18 protein-coding genes are annotated in these 19,404 nt (G+C 75.6%); 6 read left to right on the top strand and 12 right to left on the bottom strand.

Translation table 11 applies throughout. The features are described 5' to 3' along the window. Window positions 1-165 precede the first annotated feature (165 nt). Both ACWGKU_RS13285 and ACWGKU_RS13280 read right to left on the bottom strand, forming a co-directional pair. Window positions 166-618: a very short patch repair endonuclease gene (locus ACWGKU_RS13285; RefSeq protein WP_452180375.1), complete on the bottom strand. Its 453-nt coding sequence runs from the start codon at window positions 616-618 to the stop codon at window positions 166-168. Between the two features lie 149 nt (window positions 619-767). Then, window positions 768-2,045 carry an MFS transporter gene (locus ACWGKU_RS13280; protein ID WP_401050862.1) on the bottom strand — a complete coding sequence of 426 codons (1,278 nt, stop codon included), beginning with the start codon at window positions 2,043-2,045 and terminating at the stop codon, window positions 768-770. A gap of 121 nt (window positions 2,046-2,166) precedes the next feature. On the opposite strand from ACWGKU_RS13280, the gene ACWGKU_RS13275 reads away from it, so the two are divergent. Both ACWGKU_RS13275 and ACWGKU_RS13270 read left to right on the top strand, forming a co-directional pair. After that, window positions 2,167-2,682: a redoxin domain-containing protein gene (locus tag ACWGKU_RS13275; protein WP_401050864.1), complete on the top strand. Its 516-nt coding sequence runs from the start codon at window positions 2,167-2,169 to the stop codon at window positions 2,680-2,682. 303 nt (window positions 2,683-2,985) lie between these two features. Then, complete coding sequence (locus tag ACWGKU_RS13270; RefSeq protein ID WP_401055840.1) at window positions 2,986-3,642, top strand: hypothetical protein; 657 nt, start codon at window positions 2,986-2,988, stop codon at window positions 3,640-3,642. 119 nt (window positions 3,643-3,761) lie between these two features. On the opposite strand, the gene ACWGKU_RS13265 is transcribed toward ACWGKU_RS13270, so the two are convergent. After that, window positions 3,762-4,631, bottom strand: coding sequence for an NAD-dependent protein deacetylase (locus ACWGKU_RS13265; protein ID WP_452180374.1), 870 nt, complete (start codon window positions 4,629-4,631; stop codon window positions 3,762-3,764). Between the two features lie 273 nt (window positions 4,632-4,904). Then, window positions 4,905-5,708 (bottom strand): class I SAM-dependent methyltransferase, encoded by an 804-nt coding sequence (locus tag ACWGKU_RS13260; protein ID WP_359898524.1) that lies wholly within the window; start codon window positions 5,706-5,708, stop codon window positions 4,905-4,907. Window positions 5,709-5,979: 271 nt separating this feature from the next. Here ACWGKU_RS13260 and ACWGKU_RS13255 point away from each other — a divergent pair, with 271 nt between their 5' ends. Further along, window positions 5,980-6,666, top strand: coding sequence for a Tat pathway signal sequence domain protein (locus ACWGKU_RS13255; RefSeq protein WP_401055494.1), 687 nt, complete (start codon window positions 5,980-5,982; stop codon window positions 6,664-6,666). Window positions 6,667-6,754: 88 nt separating this feature from the next. Here the strand turns inward: ACWGKU_RS13255 and ACWGKU_RS13250 are convergent, their stop codons facing one another. The 7 genes from ACWGKU_RS13250 to ACWGKU_RS13220 are packed head-to-tail and all read right to left on the bottom strand — an operon-like array spanning window position 6,755 to window position 16,389. Further along, the gene (locus ACWGKU_RS13250; RefSeq protein WP_452180373.1) at window positions 6,755-7,537 is read right to left on the bottom strand and encodes a methyltransferase domain-containing protein; all 783 of its coding nucleotides are present in this window, start codon (window positions 7,535-7,537) and stop codon (window positions 6,755-6,757) included. 3 nt (window positions 7,538-7,540) lie between these two features. Next, on the bottom strand, window positions 7,541-8,326 hold the full coding sequence (locus ACWGKU_RS13245) for an SDR family oxidoreductase (protein ID WP_401048945.1): 786 nt from the start codon (window positions 8,324-8,326) through the stop codon (window positions 7,541-7,543). Further along, window positions 8,323-9,186 (bottom strand): TauD/TfdA family dioxygenase, encoded by an 864-nt coding sequence (locus tag ACWGKU_RS13240; RefSeq protein ID WP_380540503.1) that lies wholly within the window; start codon window positions 9,184-9,186, stop codon window positions 8,323-8,325. Before ACWGKU_RS13240 ends, ACWGKU_RS13245 begins: the two co-directional genes overlap by 4 nt. A 12-nt stretch (window positions 9,187-9,198) precedes the next feature. Continuing rightward, window positions 9,199-10,473 carry an aspartate aminotransferase family protein gene (locus ACWGKU_RS13235; protein WP_401048947.1) on the bottom strand — a complete coding sequence of 425 codons (1,275 nt, stop codon included), beginning with the start codon at window positions 10,471-10,473 and terminating at the stop codon, window positions 9,199-9,201. An 11-nt stretch (window positions 10,474-10,484) separates the two neighbouring features. Then, the gene (locus ACWGKU_RS13230; RefSeq protein WP_452180372.1) at window positions 10,485-14,984 is read right to left on the bottom strand and encodes an AMP-binding protein; all 4,500 of its coding nucleotides are present in this window, start codon (window positions 14,982-14,984) and stop codon (window positions 10,485-10,487) included. Further along, window positions 14,981-15,550 carry a DUF6309 family protein gene (locus ACWGKU_RS13225; protein ID WP_452180371.1) on the bottom strand — a complete coding sequence of 190 codons (570 nt, stop codon included), beginning with the start codon at window positions 15,548-15,550 and terminating at the stop codon, window positions 14,981-14,983. Before ACWGKU_RS13225 ends, ACWGKU_RS13230 begins: the two co-directional genes overlap by 4 nt. An 11-nt stretch (window positions 15,551-15,561) precedes the next feature. Beyond that, entirely contained in the window at window positions 15,562-16,389 is an 828-nt protein-coding gene (locus tag ACWGKU_RS13220) for a phytanoyl-CoA dioxygenase family protein (RefSeq protein ID WP_380540512.1), read from the bottom strand. Window positions 16,390-16,764: 375 nt separating this feature from the next. Between ACWGKU_RS13220 and ACWGKU_RS13215 the strand changes: the two genes are divergently transcribed. The 3 genes from ACWGKU_RS13215 (at window position 16,765) to ACWGKU_RS13205 (ending at window position 18,510) form a co-directional block, all read left to right on the top strand. Beyond that, on the top strand, window positions 16,765-17,427 hold the full coding sequence (locus ACWGKU_RS13215) for a TetR/AcrR family transcriptional regulator (RefSeq protein WP_359898516.1): 663 nt from the start codon (window positions 16,765-16,767) through the stop codon (window positions 17,425-17,427). A 127-nt stretch (window positions 17,428-17,554) separates the two neighbouring features. Further along, window positions 17,555-17,749, top strand: coding sequence for a DUF1918 domain-containing protein (locus ACWGKU_RS13210; protein ID WP_359898515.1), 195 nt, complete (start codon window positions 17,555-17,557; stop codon window positions 17,747-17,749). A 44-nt stretch (window positions 17,750-17,793) separates the two neighbouring features. Continuing rightward, a complete protein-coding gene (locus tag ACWGKU_RS13205; RefSeq protein WP_452180370.1) occupies window positions 17,794-18,510 on the top strand; it encodes a DedA family protein in 717 nt (238 codons plus the stop codon). A 7-nt stretch (window positions 18,511-18,517) separates the two neighbouring features. On the opposite strand, the gene ACWGKU_RS13200 is transcribed toward ACWGKU_RS13205, so the two are convergent. Next, complete coding sequence (locus tag ACWGKU_RS13200; RefSeq protein ID WP_401053614.1) at window positions 18,518-19,258, bottom strand: PIG-L deacetylase family protein; 741 nt, start codon at window positions 19,256-19,258, stop codon at window positions 18,518-18,520. Window positions 19,259-19,404 lie beyond the last annotated feature (146 nt).

Here is a 19,404-nt window from a genome sequence, read left to right as displayed (position 1 = left end):
CCCTCCGCGTCGACGGGGTGCGGCGGCGCTGCCGCCACTCAGGTGGCGGACAGCTGTCCGCGCACCCACGCGGGGTCGGGGTTGGTGTGCGGCCGGCCGTCCACGACGACGGTCGGCACGGTCTCGTTGCCGTCGTTGGCCGCCCGTACGACCGCTGCCGACCCGTCAGATCCCCCGCCGGGACGGGGCGGCCCCGGCGGGGCGCTTCCGTTCGTGGTCCACCGTCTCGGCGACCCGCAGCGCGACGTCCTCGGGTTTCTCGTGCTCCCAGAAGCGGAGCACCGTCCAGCCCTCGTCCCGCAGATGCTCCGTCGTCTCGGTGTCGCGCTCGATGTTGCGGCCCAGCTTGGTCCGCCACCATTCGGCGTTGCTCTTGGGGTGCGTGGCGTGCTGCGGGCACCCGTGCCAGAAACAGCCGTCGAGGAAGACCGCCACCTTCGGCCCCGGGAAGAGGATGTCCACCGTACGGCGAGGCATGCCCGGCACCGGCCGCTGGACACGGTAGCGGTACCCACCGGCATGGAGCAGACGGCGGACGGCCAGTTCCTGGGCGGTGTCCCGCGATGCCTGTCGGCTCATGCGGGCGGAGACGGCGGGTGTGGACGGTACCGGCGACATATTGCCATTCTCGTCCACCCGTCCGACAGTCGTGCGAGGCCCGGGAGAGGCCGGTCGCCCGCCGCTGCCCCTCGGCTTCCCCGCTCGCCGCTCCCCCGGGCCTTGCCGTTCGACCGAACGGCGCCCGGGGCGGCGGCGGGCGACCGGCGTCAGGCGAGGTCGCGCACCCGGCGGATCGAACCGGCCAGCAGGATCGCCGGGCCGGCCAGGCTGCACACCGCCAGCAGGAGCAGCGCCGTGCGCGGGCCCCAGGCCGTGGAGGCGGCACCGGCCAGGACCGCGCCGACCGGGATGGCGCCCCAGGAGACGAACCGGACGGTGGCCATCACCCTGGGGAGCAGCTCCGGCGGGGTGTGGGTCTGCCGGTGGGTGCGGGTGACGATGCTGGTGACCACCACTCCCGCCGAGAAGCCCGCGTTGCCGACGGCGAACACGAGCGCCGCCCAGCCGGAGCCGGCCGCCGGGAGCAGGAAGGTGAAGAGCGCGGCGATCAGCGCCGCCCTCCGCAGGGCGCCGCCGCTGCCGATCCGGGAGACCACCCGGGGTGTGAGGGCGGCGCCGATCAGGCTGCCCAGGCCGCCGGTGGCCATCAGGGCGCCGACGGCGGCGGCCGGCGCGTCGAGGGTGTCGACCAGGAACACCGGGGTGAGCGTCATCAGCCCGCCGGCGACGAAGTTGACCGCGGTGGCGTCGGCGGCGCACGGCCCGATCACCGGGTGCCGGGTGACGAAGTGCCAGCCCTCGCGGATCTGTTCCCGCATCCCCGCGCCGGCCGGGCGGGCGACGGCGGACCGTTCCGCGCGCGGCAGGCTGCGCAGCAGGGCCGCCGAGACCAGGTAGCTGACCGCGTCCAGCACCATCGCGGCCGCGCCGCCGACGAGTTGGACCAGCACCCCGCCGAGCGAGGGGCCGGCCAGCTCGGTCGCGGCGCTGCTGCCGGAGAGCAGGCTGTTGCGGGCGGTCAGCTCCTCCCTGGGGACGATGGAGGGCAGGAAGGTGGAGTTGCCGACGTCGAAGACCACGCTCGCCAGCCCGACCAGCAGCGCGACCGCCACCAGGTGCGGCAGGCCGAGGCCGCCCAGCGCGGCCGCCACCGGAACCGAGGCCACGGCCAGCCCGCGCACCAGGTCCATCACCACCTGAGTGCCGCGCAGCGGGAGCCGGTGGACCAGGACGCCGGCCGGCAGTCCGACCAGCAGCCACGCCAGGTACCCGGCGCCGGTGATCAGGCCGACCTGCCAGGCCGTCGCGTGCAGGGTGAGCACGGCGATCAACGGCAGGGCGACACTGGTCACCTGGTCCCCGAGCCGGCTGACCAGCGATCCCGTCCAGTAGCGCCAGAACACTCCTGCCGAAGTCCGGCGTCGCGCCTCGTGCTCCGCTCCCCGGTCCGCCGCGACCGCTGTCCGCGTCGTCACATCCACCATCGGGCCCACCCCTTCTGTCGCAACCTGTCCACTGCACCGGACTGGGCGTCAGCCGCCGCGTCCTCACCGAGCGCCTCAAGGCGTTGGTCGCCGCCGGGGTGCTGGAGAAGCGGCCCGCCGTGTGCACGGCCTGACCGGCCACCGGCTGCCCGAGCTGGAACTCCCCGCCGCCACAGGCGAGTCGACCGGCCCCGTGGCGCCCGGCGCCACCTGGACGGTGCTCTACTGCCACCCCGGCGCCCACGCCTCCGGCGGCCCGGACCACCCGCCCGGGTGGGGGGAGATCCCCGGCGCGGCCGGCTGCACCCTGGAGTCCGGCACCTACCGCGACCGCGCGGCCGAGTTCACCGCCCGCGACGCCCGGGCCCACGGCGTCAGCACCCAACGCCCGGACCAGCTGTCCGCGTTCGCCGAGCACGCCCGCCTCCCCTTCCCGCTGCTCTCCGACGGCGAAGTCCGGCCGACCGCCGCGCTGCGCCTGCCCACCTTCCGGGCGGCGGGCGTCGACCGGCTCTGGCGGCTCACCCTCGTACTGGACGCCACCCGCACTGTCCGCGGGGTCCTCTGTCCGGTGATCGACCCGGCGGGATCGGTCGAGGACGCCCTCGCCCTGATCGACGGGCTCGCACCACAGTGATGGCAGGCCGCCACCGGCCCGCCCCGACGCACCGGGCGTCCGCACAGCCGCCCGGGTCCTGACGTGCCCCTGCCCAACTCAGCCGACGCCCACACCCCGGGGGGCCAAACGCGCCACGGCCGCACCACGGCGCCCCGGCCGGTCGCCCCGGCCCTGCCCCGGCCGGCTCCCAGCTGCCTCCACCGGAGGACCACCCGGAGGGCTCGCTTCCAGATTGTGACGTGCCCCTGTCTAGTTCGTTCCCGTCCTGGTGTGGTGGGATGAGGCCTCACGGGGATGAACCGCTGACGGGGGTGTGTACTGGTGCGGAGTGGATGGCTGCGGGAGCTGGACGGGGACGCGGCGCGCCTGACGGCCGTGGGGCTGGTGCGGCTGGGGGCACAGGACTGGCTGAGTACGGAGGCCGGGGAACCGGCCTGGATGGGCGGACTGCGGGCGGCCTCGTTCGCCGATGCCTGGCTGGCGTTCGGCGACGGACCCGCGTCCGGACTGCGGGTGCCCGCGCCGGCACTCCTGCGGGCCCTGGTGGCCCGGGCCGCGGAGCTGGTGCTGCGCTCCTGCCGGGAGGACGGGCCGGCGGCGCTGGAATGGCTGGGGCAGCGCTCGGCGGAGGCTCGTGAACAGGCGCAGCGCGAGGGCGCCTCGCACCCGGCCGAGCCCTGTGCGCTGACCCTGGTGTGGCACGGCGTGCAGGCGCTGACCGCCGAGGACGGGCCGTGCCACGCCCGCCGGATCGAGGAGCGCGGCGAGGCGTACGTCCGGGAGCGGCACCGCCGCCAGGACACCCTGGCGCTGGTGCTGTGCTGCACCCGGATCGCCGCGGCCGCGCTGGTGGAGCTGTGCGAGGGCGATCCGGAACGGGTCGGCGGGTGGCTGGAGCAGGACGCGGCGCGTTCCATGCCGCGCGGCGGCCGGGTGCCGCTGTGGGTGCCGGGCCGGCCCGCTCTGCCGGCCGGCTGAGCGCGCCTGCCCTGGTGGGCCCGGCCCGGCCCGGCTCAGCGCGCCGGGCCGGGCCCGCCAAGGCCGCGAACAGGCCGCTCAGGGCACCGATCGGGCCGCCCACTGCCCGAACAGGCCCGTCAGGCCGCGTCGAGCAGCCGGGCGACCTCCGTCATGGCCGGCCCCAGCGGCAGGTCGAGCCGGAGCGCGGCGAGTTCGTCGCCGCGCGTCGGCCCCTGGTTGACGATCGCGACCGGCAGCCGCGACCGGGCGGCGCGGCGCACGAAGCGCAGCCCGGACAGGACCGCCAGCGAGGAGCCGAGGACCACCAGCGAACGGGCCGCGTCGACCAGTTCGAAGCAGTGCTCGACCCGGGGCAGCGGGACGTTCTCGCCGAAGAAGACCACGTCGGGCTTGAGCACTCCGCCGCAGTCCGTGCAGGCGGCGACCCGGAAGCCGTCCACCACGGGCTGCGGCAGCTGCGCGTCGCCGTCGGGCCGCAGCTCCGCCCCGGTCGGCCGGAAGCCGTGGTTGAGCTCCTCCAGCCGCCGGTCCAGCTCGGCCCGGGTGCTGGTGCGGCGACAGTCGAGACAGACCACCCGGCGGAGTCCGCCGTGCAGCTCGACGGCCTCCCGGGTGCCGGCCGCGTGGTGGAGACCGTCCACGTTCTGGGTGATGACCGCCGCGACGTGCCCGGCCCGGCGCAGCCGTTCCACCGCGTGGTGTCCGGCGTTGGGCCGGGCACCGGCGATCGCGGGCCAGCCGCTGTGGCTGCGGGCCCAGTAGCGGCGCCGGGCGTCGGCGCTGCCGGTGAATTCCTGGTACGTCATCGGGGTGCCGCTGCGGCGGCGGCCGGTGGCGCCGCGGTAGTCGGGGATCCCGGACTCGGTGGACAGGCCCGCCCCGCTGAGCAGCACCGTGCCACGCCGCTCCAGCAGCCCTACCAGGGCTTCCAGCCCCTCCCCCGGTGGCACGGCGGCCCGTCCGTCCGGGTGTTCGAACGCGTCCATACCGTCGAGGTTAGACCGACGACGGCCCCGGTTCCCCGCCCGGCCGGAGGGATCCTCGGCGGCGCCGGTGGCGAAGGCCGCGATCCGCTCCAGGGGCGGGTTCCAGCCCCGGGTGGTGTCCACGGCCAGGCAGGGGGCGTCCAGCGCGATCGGCGTCCAGGACTCGATCGGCCGCTCGCCGCGCGCGATGCGGCGCAGCAGTTCGCCGTCCGCGTGGACGGCACGGCCGGGCGTCCCGGCGGCCCGGCGGGCGATCCGCTCCCGGGCGGCGGTTCACGGCCGGCGCGCCCAGGCGGAGATCATCGGGGCGGTGGCCAGGTCGAGCCGGCCGCCGGCGACGTTGGCCAGGTGACGGTCGATCTCCTCGTCCGTCGCGAGCCCTTCCCGCACCAGCAGCCCGCGGATCTGCCGGACCGTCGCGTCCTCCAGGACCGCGCAGGCCGGCGAGGTGATCGGGAAGTAGGCGTCGGCCCGGACGTCGACGAGGCCGGCCTCGCGCAGCGCCCGGGGCAGCGTCCGCCCGTACGCGAGGTCGGCGCCGCGCCCGGCCATCAGGGTGCGGAAGCCCGACCGCAGCCGGTTGGCGAGGCGCTCGTCGGGCCCGGACTCGTCCGGGCAAAGCAGCGGCTGGAGGGCCGGGTCGGCGTCCTCCAGGAGCAGCCGGCCGCCGGGGCGCAGCGCCTGGACCATCCGGCGCAGGGCCTCGGCGCGGTCGGCGACGTGCACCAGGACCAGCCGGGCGTGCACCAGGTCGAAGCCGCCGGGCGGCGGCGGGTCGGCGGCCACGTCGTGGCGCAGCACCTCGATCACGCCGCCGGCGGCGGGGGCGGTCCAGGAGACGTCGATGTCGGTGGCGACCACCGTGCCGGTCGGGCCGACGCGTTCGGCGAGACCGAGCGGCACCGAGGGGCCGCCCGCGCCGACCTCCCAGCAGCGCATGCCGGGGCCGATTCCGAGGGCGTCGACGTGCCGGAAGGTCACCGGGTCGAACAGCTCGGCGAGGGCGCGGAAGCGGATTCCCGCCTCCGACTGGCGGTTGTCCAGGAGGTAGCCGTGGTCGCTGTCGTGCTCAGCCATGCCGGAATTCTCGCAGGCGGCGGGGCCGCCGGGTGCTCCGGCCCCTCGGGGCCGCGGGGTCGGGTCGGCGAGACGGCGGTCAACCAGCCCCCAGAGACGGCGAGTTGGGGTTTATTGACGAAAAGTCAGCAAGTTTGTCCCATCGCCTTGACGGCGCACGGTCACGGCTGGACCGTAGGGAAACCGGAAACGCCGCGCGCTCCCCGGTCCCCACCGCTCGGGAGCCGCGAGAGGACGTCTTCTCGCCCCTCACCGAGGAAGAGGTTTTCCCATGCGCTTCAGCCGTCACCTCGCCGTCACCGCCGCCGCCGTCTGCGCGGCCGGCGCTCTGGCCGCCGCCCCCGCCTCCGCGTCGCCGCAGCCCCTCACCGCCGGTCCGGTGCTCACCACCGGGAGCGCGGGCGGTACCGCCGTCGCCGTGGGCGACGCGCTCGCCGCGCCGCTCGCCACCGGCACCAAGGCCACCTTCTACTCGACCGCGACCAGCACCACCGGCGTCACCTGCGCCACGTCGCAGCTCTCGGCCTCGGTGCTGGGCAACCCGGCGGCGCCGGGCAGCGCGACCGCCTCGCTGACCGGGCTGACCTTCGGCTCGTGCACCGCCAACGTCACCGGGGTCACCTCGGTGCGCAGCCTGACGGTCGGCAACCTGCCGTACGGCGTCACCGTCTCCGACGCGCCCGGCCTGCCGGTCACCCTCACCGGCGGGTCCGCCGGCACGATCCAGGCCACCGCCGTCCTGGACACCTGGTTCGGCACCATCACCTGTTCCTACCAGCTGAGCGGCGCCTTCACCGGCAACGCCGACAACGCCGCGCACAGCCTGGCGTTCCGCACCGAGCACTTCGCCAAGAGCGGCGGCTCGACGCTCTGCCCGGCCGACGGCTACTTCTCCGCGACGTACGGCCCGGTGGCCGACACCAGCCAGGCGGGCGGCCCGGCCGTCTTCGTCAACTGACCGCCCCGCGGGACCACCGGGGTGGGCGCGGCAACACCCGCCGCGCCCACCCCGGTTCCCGTCGTCCGGCCCGCGACCGGCCGGCCACTCAGGTCCCCGGCTCCCGGTGCCGCCACCGCACCGGGTCCACGGCCTCCGCCGCGCCCGGTGCGTCCGGTGCGTCCGGTGCGCCCGCCGCGCCCGGTGCGGTCCGGGCCGACGGCCGGTGGGCGGCGGTGGAGAGCACCAGCAACTCGTTCCCCCCGGGCCGGTACTCGTAGGACACCTGCTCCACCCGGCTCGGGACGCCGAGTTCGGCCAGTTCCCCGCGCAGCCGGTCCAGCCCCTGGTAGCGGACTCCCGTGTCGTACACCACGAGCGGGAAGATCCGGACCTCCCGGCGCGCCACCCGGGCGAGTTCCAGCAGGGCCGCCCGGTGGAAGTCCTCGTCCAGCCGGTTGCCGTAGGAGAACAGCAGGTGCGAGCTGAGCACCAGGTCGAAGGCGTCGTCGGCGAAGGGGAGTTCGGGCAGCGAGCCGGCCACGTAGCGCTCGGGGCGGGCGGCGATGTCGGCGCGGAAGGTGCGGGCGTTGGCGGTCCACTGGCGGATCATGTCGTCCGCGTCGGCGTACCAGGACCGGTCCCAGCCCTCGGTCTCCTTCACCAGCAGCTCGCGTTTGAACGCGGTCTCCCGCTCCACCAGCAGGCCCAGCTCCTCGCGGTGTTCGGCGTACTGGAGGTCGACGGCGACGGCGTCGACACCGCGCCGCCCGGCCTCGGCGACGAAGCTCGCCGCGCCGGCCGGGCAGTCCAGGATGCGCTGCTCCAGGTCCCGCTCCCCCAGCGCGAACATCGCCCGGTACTCCGCGAAGGAGCGTGCACTGACCAGCACGGCTCAACCCCGTCCGACGAACGGCATGGTGGTCGGCAGCACCACCAGGGACTGGATGGTGGTGTCCGGCGGCTGCGAGGCCATCAGCACCAGCGCCTCGGTGAAGCGGTCCACCGGGATGGTCGCCTCGACGGCCATGGTCCGGTCGGCCTGCATCGCGGCCGGCTGCGGGCCGCCGTCCACCGGGGTGACGTTGCCGACGTCGATCTGCCCGCAGGAGATGCCGTACGGCCGGCCGTCCAGGGCGAGCACCTTGGTGAGACCGAGGACGGCGTGCTTGGCGGCGGTGTACGCGATCGAGTTGGGGCGCGGCACGTAGGCCGAGGGCGCGCCGTTGTTGATGATCCGTCCGCCCTGCGGGGACTGGGTGCTCATCACCCGGAAGGCCTCGCGGGCGCAGAGGAATCCGCCGGTGACGATGGTGTCCAGCACCCGGTTCCAGTCCTCGAACGGGGTCTCGGCGATCGGCCGGCGCGGGGCGGCGGCACCCGCGTTGTTGAACAGCAGGTCCAGCCGGCCGTACCGGTCGAGGACGGTGTCAAAGAGCCGGGCCACCTCCTCCGGGCTGCGGATGTCGGTCGGGACGGGCAGCACCCGGTCGGCGGCCGGACCGGCCAGGGCCGCGGTCCCCTCCAGCGCGTCCTTGCGGCGCCCGGCGACGACCACGGTCCAGCCGGCCGCCAGCAGGGCCAGCGCCGAGGCCCGGCCGAGCCCGCTGCCCCCGCCGGTGACGATCGCCACCCGTCCGTGCGGTGCGGTCACCGCACCGGGATCTCCTCCGGTGGTCACGGCGCCCACTCCTCCCCCTCGTTCACCCAGACCCGCAGCATCCGCCGGGAGTACGGCCCGGGCTCGTCGACGAACGGCGAACGCCCGTGCAGCACCCGGCTGTTGCGGATGATCAGCAGGTCCCCGGCGGCCATCGGCAGCCCGAAGGCGATCTCCGGCCGGTAGAGCACCTCGTCCAGCACGCCGAGCGCCTCCCACTGATGGTCCGTCAGTTCCGGCCCGCCGCGGTCGGGCGAGGAACGGACGGTGCGGGTCTGGTAGTAGCAGCCGACCGTCCCGTCCTTGCGGTCGTACAGGATGGGGGTGACCACCACCTGCGGGCCGGCCCGGCCGCTGCGCTCGAAGGTCCACTCCTCGCGGAGCGTGGCCAGCGCGTCGGGCCGCTCCCGCTGGATCAGGTCGTGCACGTGCCGGGCGCTCGCCAGCTTGGTCAGCCCGCCACCGTCGAAGGCGGGCCGCAGGCACAGCAGGACCAGCAGGTCGCAGGTGTCGCAGTGGAAGCCGAGTTCGGTGTTGCCGTCACCGTCCTGGTCGTGCAGCACCGAGGTGAGGTCGCCGCGCCCGTTCTGCGGGACGATCCGGCCGAAGTCCCGCAGCAGGAAGGAGAGCACCTCGGTGATCTCCTGCTCCGGGCGGGCCGGGTCCACCAGGCCGCTCACATGGGTGATGCCGACCGAGTCGGCGGCGTTCCGGACGAACTCCCGCAGCCGGGCCCGCACCTCCCCGGCCGCGTCCCACCGCCCGGCCCGCGCGTCGGCCCAGAGCAGCCGCCGCTCCTGCTCCCCCAGCGGGAGCGACCAGAGCTCCCGCCGGGCGTCCAACTCCAGGCTGCTCCAGCCGATTTCGGTCACCGCATCCATGTCCTCTCCTCCCTACCGGCCGCCGGCCGCAACGGCCTTCGCCCACAACTCCAGGCCCTCGTCGATCTGTTCGGCCGTGACGACCAGCGCGGGGATCATCCGGACCACGTTGAGGTGGATCCCGCACAGCAACAGCAGCAGCCCGTGCTCGGCCGCGGCCTGCTGGGCGCGGCGGGCCGCCTCCGGGTCCGGCGTGCCGTCGGGACGGCAGAACTCGCTGGCGGCCATCAGCCCGAGCCCGCGGACGTCGGCGATCCCGGGCGTCCCGGCGGCCACCGCCCGCAGCCCGGCCAGCAGCCGGACGCCCTGCTCGGCCGCGTTCTCGACCAGCCGCTCCTCGCGCAGCACGTCCAGGGTCGCCAGCGCGGCGGCGCAGGCCACCGGGTTGCCGCCGTAGGTGCCGCCCTGCGAGCCCGGCCAGGCGCGCCCCATCAGCTCGGTGGACGCGGCGATCGCGGACAGCGGGAAGCCGCTGGCCAGCCCCTTGGCGGTGATCAGGACGTCGGGACGGACGCCGGCCCCGTCCGGGTGGGCGCTCTCGTGCTCGTGGGCCCAGAACCGGCCGGTACGGCCGAAGCCGGTCTGCACCTCGTCCACCACCAGCAGGATGCCGTGCCGGTCGGCCCGCTCGCGCAGCCCGGCCAGGAAGCCGGGCGGGGCCGGGACGTAGCCGCCCTCGCCGAGCACCGGCTCGACGAACACGGCGGCCGTCTCGGCGGGCGCGGAGACGGTGGCGAGCACCTCGTCCAGTCCGCGCAGGGCGTGCGCGACCGCCTCGTCCTCGGACAGGCCCAGCCGGAACGCGGCCGGGAAGGGCGCCACCGCGACCCCGGGCATCAGCGGGCCGATACCGGCCCGGAACCGGGTGCCGGCCGTCGTCAGCGAGGCCGCGCCCATGGTCCGGCCGTGGAAGGAGCCCTCGAAGACGATCACGTTCTGCCGTCCGGTGGCGTGCCGGGCGAGCCGCAGCGCGGCCTCCACCGCCTCGGTGCCGGCGGTGGCGTAGAACAGCGAGTCCAGGCCGGGCGGCAGCACCTCGCCGAGCCGCTCGGTGAGCGTGAGGAGCTGGTCGTGCAGCACGGTGGTGTACTGCCCGTGGATCAGTCGGCCGGCCTGCTCCCGGACGGCCTCGACCACCTTCGGGTGACAGTGGCCGGTGCTGGTCACCCCCACTCCGGAGGTGAAGTCGAGGTAGCCGCGGCCGGCGGCGTCGTAGAGGTGGAGTCCTTCGCCGCGTACGGCGACGACCGGGGTGGCCTGCTTGAGCACCGGGGAGAGCTGGGACACGGGGCCTGCCTTCACGGGTTGGTCCTGCCTTCACGGATGTCGTCACGACGTCGGTCGCGACGTTCGTCGCGGATGTCGTCACGGGTGGGTGGGATCGGGCCGACGCCCGGCAGGTAGCCGGCCTCGGCGGCCCAGGTGAGCGCGGCCGACCACCACTGCGGGGTCGGCGCGGCGAAGCGCACGCCCAGCCGGTCGAGCACCGCGGTGGTGTACGCGCTGTCCACCAGCACCCGGCGTTCCTCCTGCGCCGCCCACGCGGCGGCCACCCGGGCGGCCGTCGGGTGGCGGCGCTCGGCCCGGGCCAGGGCGGCCGCGAAGCCCTCCTCGTCGGTGAGCCGCACGGGGTGGCCGTGCCCGGCCAGCCACCGCACCAGCTCGTCGTGCGGGACGGCGTGCGGCGTCTCCACGTGGTACGCGCCGGGCGCGGCGTACGGGTCGAGGGCGATCGCGGCGATCCCGGCGGCCACCGTGTCCACGTACGAGAACGCGAAGGCGGTGTCCGGCCGGCTCGGCGCGGCGCCGGCCAGCAGGTAGCCGCGGATCAGCTGGTAGATCCGGTTGTCGCCGGCGTTGGCCTGGAACGCGCCGGTCCGGCTGTGCGCCGCGATGTGGCCGCTGCGGTGCAGGTGGGCGGTGTGCCCGCGGGCGGCCCAGGCCCGGACGGCCTGCTCGGCCCGGTACTTGGTCCGCTCGTACGGGGTGCGGAAGTACTGGCCGATCTCCAGGTCCGCCTCGCTGAAGCGGCGCGGCGGGCCGTCGACGCCACCGGAGACGGCGAGCGTGGAGACGTGGTGGAGCCGGGCGTCCGGCGCGTTCTCCCCGAGCCAGTCGAGCAGCCGCCGCACCGCCGTGTGGTTGGTGCGCTCCAGCTCGTCGGGCGAGGCCACCAGCCGGACGTCCGCCGCCGCGTGCACCACCAGGTGGGCGCCCCGGGCGAGTTCCAGCCCGGCCGGGGAGAGACCGAGGCCGTCCCGGTCGATGTCCCCGGCGAGCGCGCGGACGGGGCCGGCCGCCCCGGCACCGAGCCGCTTCAGCGCCTCGGCGTCGTCCGCGGCCCGCACCAGGCAGGTGACCTCGGCCCCGCGTCGGAGGAAGGCCTCCAGCAGGTGCCGCCCGAGGTAACCGGTCGCGCCGGTGAGCAGCACCCGGGCGGGTTCGCCCACCCTCGCCCGGGCCGCCGGGGCGACGCCGGGGTGCAGCAGCTGGCCGGAGGTGGACAGCGGCGCCCGGACGACCGGTGCGGCCTCCGGGGCCCGCGCCTCGGCCGCCACCGCCCGGGCGAACCGCCCGGTGATCCGCTCGGCGGCGGAGTGCGGCAGGCCGGGCCGCCCGTACACCAGGTCGGCGACCAGCCGCTGCTCCACCACCCGTGCGGTGAGGCGCAGTTCGTACAGCGGGTCGCCCCCGGTACAGCGGGCCGTCCCGGCCTGTTCGGCGGCGACCGTCCAGTCCAGCGCGGGTTCCTCGGGCAGCCGGAAGGTGCCGAGGAAGTTGAAGCCGACGGCGGGCCGCCCGCCGGGCGCGTCCATCGGCCGGACGAGTGCCTCGCGCAGCCGCCGCGCCACGGTGTCCGGGGTGGCCCCGGCGTCCAGAGCGACGTGCTTGACGGCGGTGAACCAGCCGACGGTGTCCAGGAATTCGCCCTCGTCGCCGACCATGTCCCGGCCGTGGGTCTCGACCTCCACCGCGAGCCGGGGACGGCCGCTGTCGCCGGTGACGGCCCCGGCGAAGGCGGCCAGCAGCACGGCCTCCAGCCCGGACCCGGCGCCGTGCCGGGCGATCAGCCGGGCGGTGGCCGCCGGGTCGAGCGCCCAGCTGAGCGCCCCGGGCTCCTGGACCTCTCCGACGGCGACCTCTCCGACGACGGGCTCCCCGACCGGAACCTCCCCGACGGCGGGCTCCCCGGCCGCGACCTCCCCGACCGCAGGCTCCCCGGCCTCCCCCGCGACCGGCTCGACGGCGGGAGACGCGGCCGCCGCCCAGGCGTAGAAGTCCGCCGTCGGCGGCAGATCGGCCGGCTTCCGGTCGAGCACCGCCCGGTACGCGTGCGCCAGGTCGTCCAGCAGGATCCGCCAGGACAGCCCGTCGACCACCAGGTGGTGCGCGATCAGCGCGAGCCGGTCGTCGGTGCCGGGCGGACCGGTGAACAGGTGGGCGCGCAGCAGCCGGCCGGCCGCCGGGTCGAGGCTGCGGTGGAGTTCGGTGCAGACCCCGGCGACGGTGTCGGCGATCTCCCCGGCCGCGCGCGGGATCCGGGAACAGGAGACCGGGTCGAGGCCGGCCACCTCCCGGAGCTCGCCGCAGCCGTCGGGGGTGACCGGGCGGCGCAGCGCCGGGTGCCGCTCCAGGACGGCCGCGACGGCCGCCGAGAGCGCCTCCGGGTCGACGGCGGTGCGGCAGCGCAGCAGCACGGACTGGTTCCAGTGCCGCGGCTCCCGCAGCGACCGCTGCCGGTACAACCAGCGCTGTGCCGGGGCGAGTCGGTAGCCGCCGGCGTCACCGCGCGGGGCGGGGACGGACGGCGCGGCCGGGACGGCGACCGCCGCCAGGCCCTCGGCCGTCGGGTGCCGGTAGAAGTCCTCGTAGGCGACCCGCAGGCCGGAGCGCCGCAGGAAGGCGATGGTGCGCATGGCGAGGATGGAGTCCCCGCCGAGGGCGAGCACGTCGGCGCGCGGCCCGACCGCGGGCAGGCCGAGGGCGCCCGCCCAGAACCGGGCGATCTCCCCGGCCGGGCCGCTCCCGGCGGTGCCGCTGGACTCCGCCCGGGCCTCGACCAGTTCGGCCGCCAGCTCGGCCAGCCGCTGCCGGTCGAGCTTGCCGTTCGGCCCGACCGGGAACTGCGGCAGCACCAGGATCGGCTGCGGCACGGAGTAGCCGGGCAGCCGGTCCCGCAGGTGCGCGCGCAGGTCCTCCAGCGTCTCCTCCCCCGCCGATCCCGCCGACTCCGCCGACTCCGCTGCCTCCGTGGGCCCTGCTGTCCCCTTCGGCCCCTCCGAGCCGCCGACACCTCCCAACAGCCGGACGACGCCGATCAGTTGGTTGCCGAGTGCGGTCTCCCGCAGCAGCGCCGCCGAGCGGGCGACGCCGGGGTGTCCGTCCATCGCCCGCTCGACCTCGGCGAGGTCCACCCGGTAGCCGCGGACCTTCACCTGGCGGTCCACCCGGCCCAGGAAGACCAGGTCGCCGTCCGCCCGCCGGCGGCACAGGTCCCCGGTGCGGTAGACGAGTTGGCCATCGTGCCGGACGAAGCCGCGCGCGGTCTCGGCCGGCCGGCCGTAGTAGCCGGCGGTCACGCCCCGGCCCCCGATGAGCAGTTCGCCGACCGTGCCGTCCGGTACCGCCCGGCCGGCGCCGTCCACCACGGTCAGCAGCACCTCGCCGATCCCGGTGCCGATCGGTACGGTCGGTTCCTCGGCGGGCAGTTGGCCGGCGGAGGTGACGAGCAGGCAGGTGGCGCCGACGGTGGTCTCGGTCGGGCCGTAGTGGTTGGCCAGCCGCGCGGTGGTGCCCCGGTCGAGCAGGGCGGCGGCCAGCGCGCGGGGCAGCGGCTCGCCACCGAGCAGCACGGTGTGCAGCGGCGGGGAGTCGGCCGGACGGCCCTCCAGCAGGGCGGTCAGGTGCGAGGGGGTGGTCTTCAGCACGTCCACCCGGGCCCGCCGCAGCGAGGCCCAGAAGGCCTCCGGGTCGCGCACCTCGCGGTCCGGCACGAGGTGCACCGAGCCGCCGGTGGCCAGGGCGAGCAGCCAGGCGGTGTGGCCGAGGTCGGCGGCCAGGGTGGTGACGTGCGCGGCGCACGGGGCGTCGGCCTCGGTGAGGCCGAGCCGCCCGGCCAGCGCCCGGGCGTAGTGCACGGCGTTGGCGTGGGTGACGGCCACCGCCTTGGGCTCGCCGCTCGACCCGGAGGTGAAGGAGAGGTAGGCGAGGTCCTCACCCCGTACCTCGACGGTCGCCGACCGCGGCCCCGGCAGCGCCTCGACGGCCGGCGCGACCCCGACACCGGTGCCCGGCGCCTGCCCGGTCCCGGTGCCCGGCGCCTCGGCGTCCTCGACGCTCAGCGCCTCCGCGCGCTCGACGCCCGGCGTCCGCCCGGCCCCGACGTCCACCACCTCCCCGCCGAGCCCGCCCTCGGTGGCCAGCACCCGGGCCACCCGCACGGACGCCAGCCGCCGGGCCAGGTCGGCCGCCGACCAGTCCGGATCGGCCAGCACGGCCACCGCGCCCGAGCGCAGCACCCCGTACAGCAGCACCAGCATCCGGGCGTCCCGGGGCCCGACCAGGGCGACCCGGTCGCCCCGGCCGGTGCCGGCGGCGGCCAGCCGGGCGGCGATCCGGCCGGCCGCGGCGTCGACCGTGCGGTAGTCGAGGCTGCGGACCCCGTCGCCCAGGGCGGGCCGGTCGGGGTGGGCCCGGGCGAGGTGCGCGAGCAGTTCGGGCAGCGAGCGGGCACCGCGGACGGGGTCGGCCGCGTGGCCGCAGGACGCGGAGCGGAGGTGCTGCGTCGCGGGGGTCACGCCGACTCGCCCCCCGTCCGGCCCGCCCGGGCCGGCCCGGCGACCACCCCCGGGTCGCCCACCAGGTACCCGTCGAGCAGCGCCCGCTCGGGCAGCCGTCCGGCCAACTCCCAAGCCAGCATGCGGTGCAGGCCGTCGAGGTGGATCAGACCGGACCGGACCGCGAGGTCCCCGTAGTCGGAGTGGTCGACCGGCGCGGTGCTGAGGAAGACGAGCGTGAACGGTGCCCACCGCAGCAGCCGCAGCTTGGCCGCGCAGACCGGGTTGGCGACGGCCCAGGCGGCTCCGCCGGCGCGGACCCGCTCGGCCGCCTCGGCCACCGTCAGCCCGGAGCGCGGCACCGTTTCGAGCTCCCCGCCCTCACTGAGGTGCCAGGGCAGCACGACGCCCAGGACGTCCGCCCGGGAGAGCCGGATCCGCCACCAGCCGCCGGGGATGCGGTCGGCACGTTCGAGGTTCTCCTCGCCGTACATGTTGCTGTTCGCCTCGTGGGCCCGCTCCACCGGGTGGTCCCGCAGGTAGGCGTCGTGGACCTCGGGGAAGGCGACGGCGGTGACGATCTCCACGGCAGTGCTCCTCAGACGGTTCCGGTGTACTCGGTGCGGGCGTGTTCGCCGGCGGTGTACTCGGTGAAGTGCCGCTCGGCGAACAGCTCGGGCCACTGGCCGTCGGCCAGGTCCAGTTCGCGGGCCCGGGCGAGCATCTGCCGCCAATAGGGCTTCACCGGGCGCCAGCGCGCCCCCACCTGGCAGTAGGAGGCGTCGACGAAGTACCGGGGGTGGCCCGGCCCTTCGGGCGCCGGTCTGCGGGTGTGGAACAGCGCCGAGTTGAGCAGCACCGTCGAGCCGGGCGGCAGCCGGTCGAGGACCACCTCGCCGGGCAGTTCCGCGGTGCCGTGGTGGGCGAAGGCGGACTTGCCGACGGTGCGCAGGTGCGAGCCGGGCAGCACGGCCAGGCTGCCGACCCGCTCGTCCAGTCCGCCGAGGTAGTGCAGCGCGTGGACCATCAGCAGCGACGGGTCGGAGCGGTCGTTGGGCTCGCAGTCGTGGTGCCAGGCCTTGCCCGGGATCCCCGGGTCCTGGCGGTCGCTGTGCAGGTGGTGGAAGACGAAGTCCGGCCCGAGCAGGCGGGTCAGGGTGCGCAGCAGCGGTGGGTGGGTGAGGAGTTCGCCGTGGGCGGGCAGTTCCAGTTCCAGCAGCGGGGGCGGTCCGTGGCGTAAGGGGTCGGCGCACGCGGCGATCGACCGGGCCCGCAGGCCCTCGTCCACCCACCGGTCGACCTCGGGGGCGAGCCGTTCGCGCAGCGCTTCCGGCAGCAGGCCGGGCAGGACCAGGTATCCGGACTCCAGGAACTGGCGGCGGTGCTCGGTGTCGAGGGCCTCACGCCCTCCGGAGTGCAGCGTCACCGAACCGATCCCCTCCTTCCGTCGGGCGGGCACACACAGGGTCGTGACGCCACAGGACGTGGCGCGGGCAGTGGAGGCACACGGTGTCGTCCAGACCTCGGGTGGCGGCGGTGCGTCCGTCACAGGCGTCTCGGCCGCCACAGCTGAATCGCGATCACCACGAAGAGGCATGAGTTGATCACGCAAAGTAGTCCGCCCCAGGAGTATGAACCTGTCATCGCGTCCACGACAAGGCCTATACCAGCTCGTGGACACCTTCCCGCCACCGTGCCGTTCAGCTCCGGCCACCAGTCGGCTCCCGCCCCACGGGGAACTCCGGGCCGTTCGCGCCCCGGTGATTCGCCGCCGTCACGGCGGATGCGGCACAGTGAGGTCATGAGCGACAGGAGTCACCCCGCCCCCGGACCGGTCAGGCGCCGCCCGGTCCAGCAGCGCAGCCTGGAGCGGTACGGCCGCATCCTGGACGCCTGCGCCGGGCTGCTGGACGAGGTCGGGGCGACCGCGCTCACCACCAAGGAGGTCGCCCAGCGCGCCCAGGTGCCGATCGGCACCCTCTACCAGTTCTTCGCCGGCAAGGAGGACCTGCTGGCCGCGCTCGCCACCCGCAACCTCGACCACTACCTCCAGCGCCTGGACGCCCGGCTGGCCGCCGCCGCACCGGTCGGCCCCGCCCTCTTCACCGACCTGGCCGTGGAGGAGTTCGTGGCGATGAAGCGCGCGGTGCCGGGCTTCGGCCAGCTGGACTTCGGCCTGGCGGGCCCGGCCGTCCCCACCGGCGTCCAGGACGACCTGCACCTGCTGGACGCGGGCGTGGACAACAACACCGCCGTCGCGCTGCGGCTCCAGGCGCTCGGCGGCGAACTGTTCCGGGCGGGCGACCCGTCGGCCACCACGCTGGCCCTGCGGGTGGCCCTGGAGGCCGCCGACGCGGTGCTCAAGCTGGCCTTCCGGGAGGCGCCCGACGGCGATCCGGCGCTGATCGCCGAGTGCAAGCGGCTGGTCCGCGGCTACCTCGCGCAACAGTCCTCCGCCCGCTGACGCCGAACCCCGCGCCCCGCGCGCGCCCCGTCCGCCCGAGGCGTTGCGCGCCCGCCGCACCCGCAGCACAGTGGATAGCGGGAACGGCCGTGGAGGCGGCCGGGCACACGACCCGAGGGAGCAGACCATGCAGGCAGCGGTAGGTGACCAGCTCCACATCCACAGCAGGTCGGTGGGCATGGTGGACCAGAAGGGCGAGATCGTCGAGGTGCGCGGCACCGACGGACAGCCGCCGTACATGGTCCGGTTCGAGGACGGCCACGAAGGTCTGATCTACCCGGGCCCCGACTGCAACATCGAGCGTCGCGAGGCGAACCTCTGACCGACACCCCCGTCACCCCGCCCCGCGCGAGGTGGTGAGGAGCGGTGTCCGCTCCCACGACCCCGCTGCCCGGGGCACTCGCCGGGCTCGCGCCACTGCTGGACCACTACGGGTACCTCGCGGTGGCGCTGCTCGTGCTGCTCGACAACTGCGGGATCCCGGTGCCCGGGCAGACCGTGCTGGTGCTGGCCTCCGTGTACGCCGGCGCCGGGCACCTCGACTTCGCCGCCGTCCTGCTGGTCGCGGCCGGCGCCGCCGCCCTCGGCAACAGCCTCGGGTACCTGATCGGCCGCACCGGCGGGCGCGCCTTCGTCCACCGCTGGGGCCGCTACGTGCTGCTCACCCCGGCCCGGATGGACCGCGCCGAGGACTTCTTCGCCCGGCACGGCGGCAAGGTGGTCACGGTCGCCCGCTTCGTGGACGGGCTGCGCCAGTACAACGGGATCATCGCCGGGACCACGGAGATGCCCTGGCGCCGGTTCCTGCCGTTCAACCTGCTGGGCGCGGTGCTGTGGACGGCGGTCTGGGGCACCTTCGGCTACCTCGCCGGGGCCAACATCGGCGCGGTGTACCGCACGGCGCTGCACTACCAGGTCTGGTTCGCGGTCGGGCTGGGCGTACTGGTCGCCGCCGTCCTGCTCCGGCAGGTGCTGCGCCACCGGCGCCGGCGCCGCACGGGCGCCGGCACGGGCACGGGCACAGGAGCAGGCACCGACACCGACACCGACACCGGCACCGGCACCGGCACCGGGCCCGAGTAGCCGCGGGTCAGCGCAGCGGGAACACCTCGAACGGCACCGCGAAGCGCGTCCCCAGCCGGCTGCCCGCGCCCCGGCCGAAGCCCTCCAGGAACTCCCGCGGCTCCGCCATCGCCCCGCCCAGCCCGGCCAGGTACGCCTTGTGCTCCTCCAGCGAGGCGACGCCCCGGTCGAAGTGCGCGGTGGTGTCCACCGCGTGCCCGGCCTCCGGCGAGGCCACCGCCCAGATCTGCCGCACGCCGTTCCACGGCTCGTGGCCCTCGGCCAGCAGCTCGCGGAACACCCAGCGGTTCCCGGCGTCCCGGACCCCGTCCAGAGTGGCCCGGCCGACCGCGATGTGGTCCGCCTGGTTGAGGAACTGCCCGCCGTAGGTGTCCCGGAAGTTGCTGGTGATCACGATGTCCGGCCGGTGCCTGCGCACCACCCGGGCGATGTCCCGGCGCAGCGGCAGCCCGTACTCCACGACCCCGTCCGGGTGTCCGAGGAACTCGACGGTGTCGACGCCGACCACGCGCGCCGAGGCGATCTGCTCGGCCTCGCGCAGCGGGCCGCACTCGGCCGGGTCCAGCGAGTCGATGCCCGCCTCGCCGCTGGTGACCATCGCATAGACGACCTTCTTGCCCTGCGAGGTCCAGCGGGCGACGGCCGCGGCCCCGCCGTACTCCATGTCGTCGGGGTGGGCGACGATCGCCAGCGCGGTCCGCCAGTCCTCGTCGACGGGCTCGAAGGGCTCGGGGGCCTGCTCGGTCATGCTGCTCGTTCCTCTCGGTGCGGCTCGCGGTCGTACGGACGCACCACAGTCGCACGCCCGTACCACCCGCGACTCTAGAAGACCCGCTTCCCCCACGCCCCGTCAGACACCCACGCCCCGTCAGACACCGCCGCCCCGTCAGACAC

The organism is Kitasatospora sp. NPDC054768 (assembly GCF_053612025.1).
Note: the sequence above shows the minus strand (reverse complement) of the source record. Positions and strands in the feature narration are given on the sequence as shown.

Coding starts and splice junctions, on each gene's coding strand:
- ACWGKU_RS13285 (WP_452180375.1), bottom strand. CDS start 618: ATGTCGCCGGTACCGTCCACACCCGCCGTCTCCGCCCGCATGAGCCGA.
- ACWGKU_RS13280 (WP_401050862.1), bottom strand. CDS start 2,045: ATGGTGGATGTGACGACGCGGACAGCGGTCGCGGCGGACCGGGGAGCG.
- ACWGKU_RS13265 (WP_452180374.1), bottom strand. CDS start 4,631: ATGGACGCGTTCGAACACCCGGACGGACGGGCCGCCGTGCCACCGGGG.
- ACWGKU_RS13260 (WP_359898524.1), bottom strand. CDS start 5,708: ATGGCTGAGCACGACAGCGACCACGGCTACCTCCTGGACAACCGCCAG.
- ACWGKU_RS13255 (WP_401055494.1), top strand. CDS start 5,980: ATGCGCTTCAGCCGTCACCTCGCCGTCACCGCCGCCGCCGTCTGCGCG.
- ACWGKU_RS13240 (WP_380540503.1), bottom strand. CDS start 9,186: ATGGATGCGGTGACCGAAATCGGCTGGAGCAGCCTGGAGTTGGACGCC.
- ACWGKU_RS13215 (WP_359898516.1), top strand. CDS start 16,765: ATGAGCGACAGGAGTCACCCCGCCCCCGGACCGGTCAGGCGCCGCCCG.
- ACWGKU_RS13210 (WP_359898515.1), top strand. CDS start 17,555: ATGCAGGCAGCGGTAGGTGACCAGCTCCACATCCACAGCAGGTCGGTG.
- ACWGKU_RS13200 (WP_401053614.1), bottom strand. CDS start 19,258: ATGACCGAGCAGGCCCCCGAGCCCTTCGAGCCCGTCGACGAGGACTGG.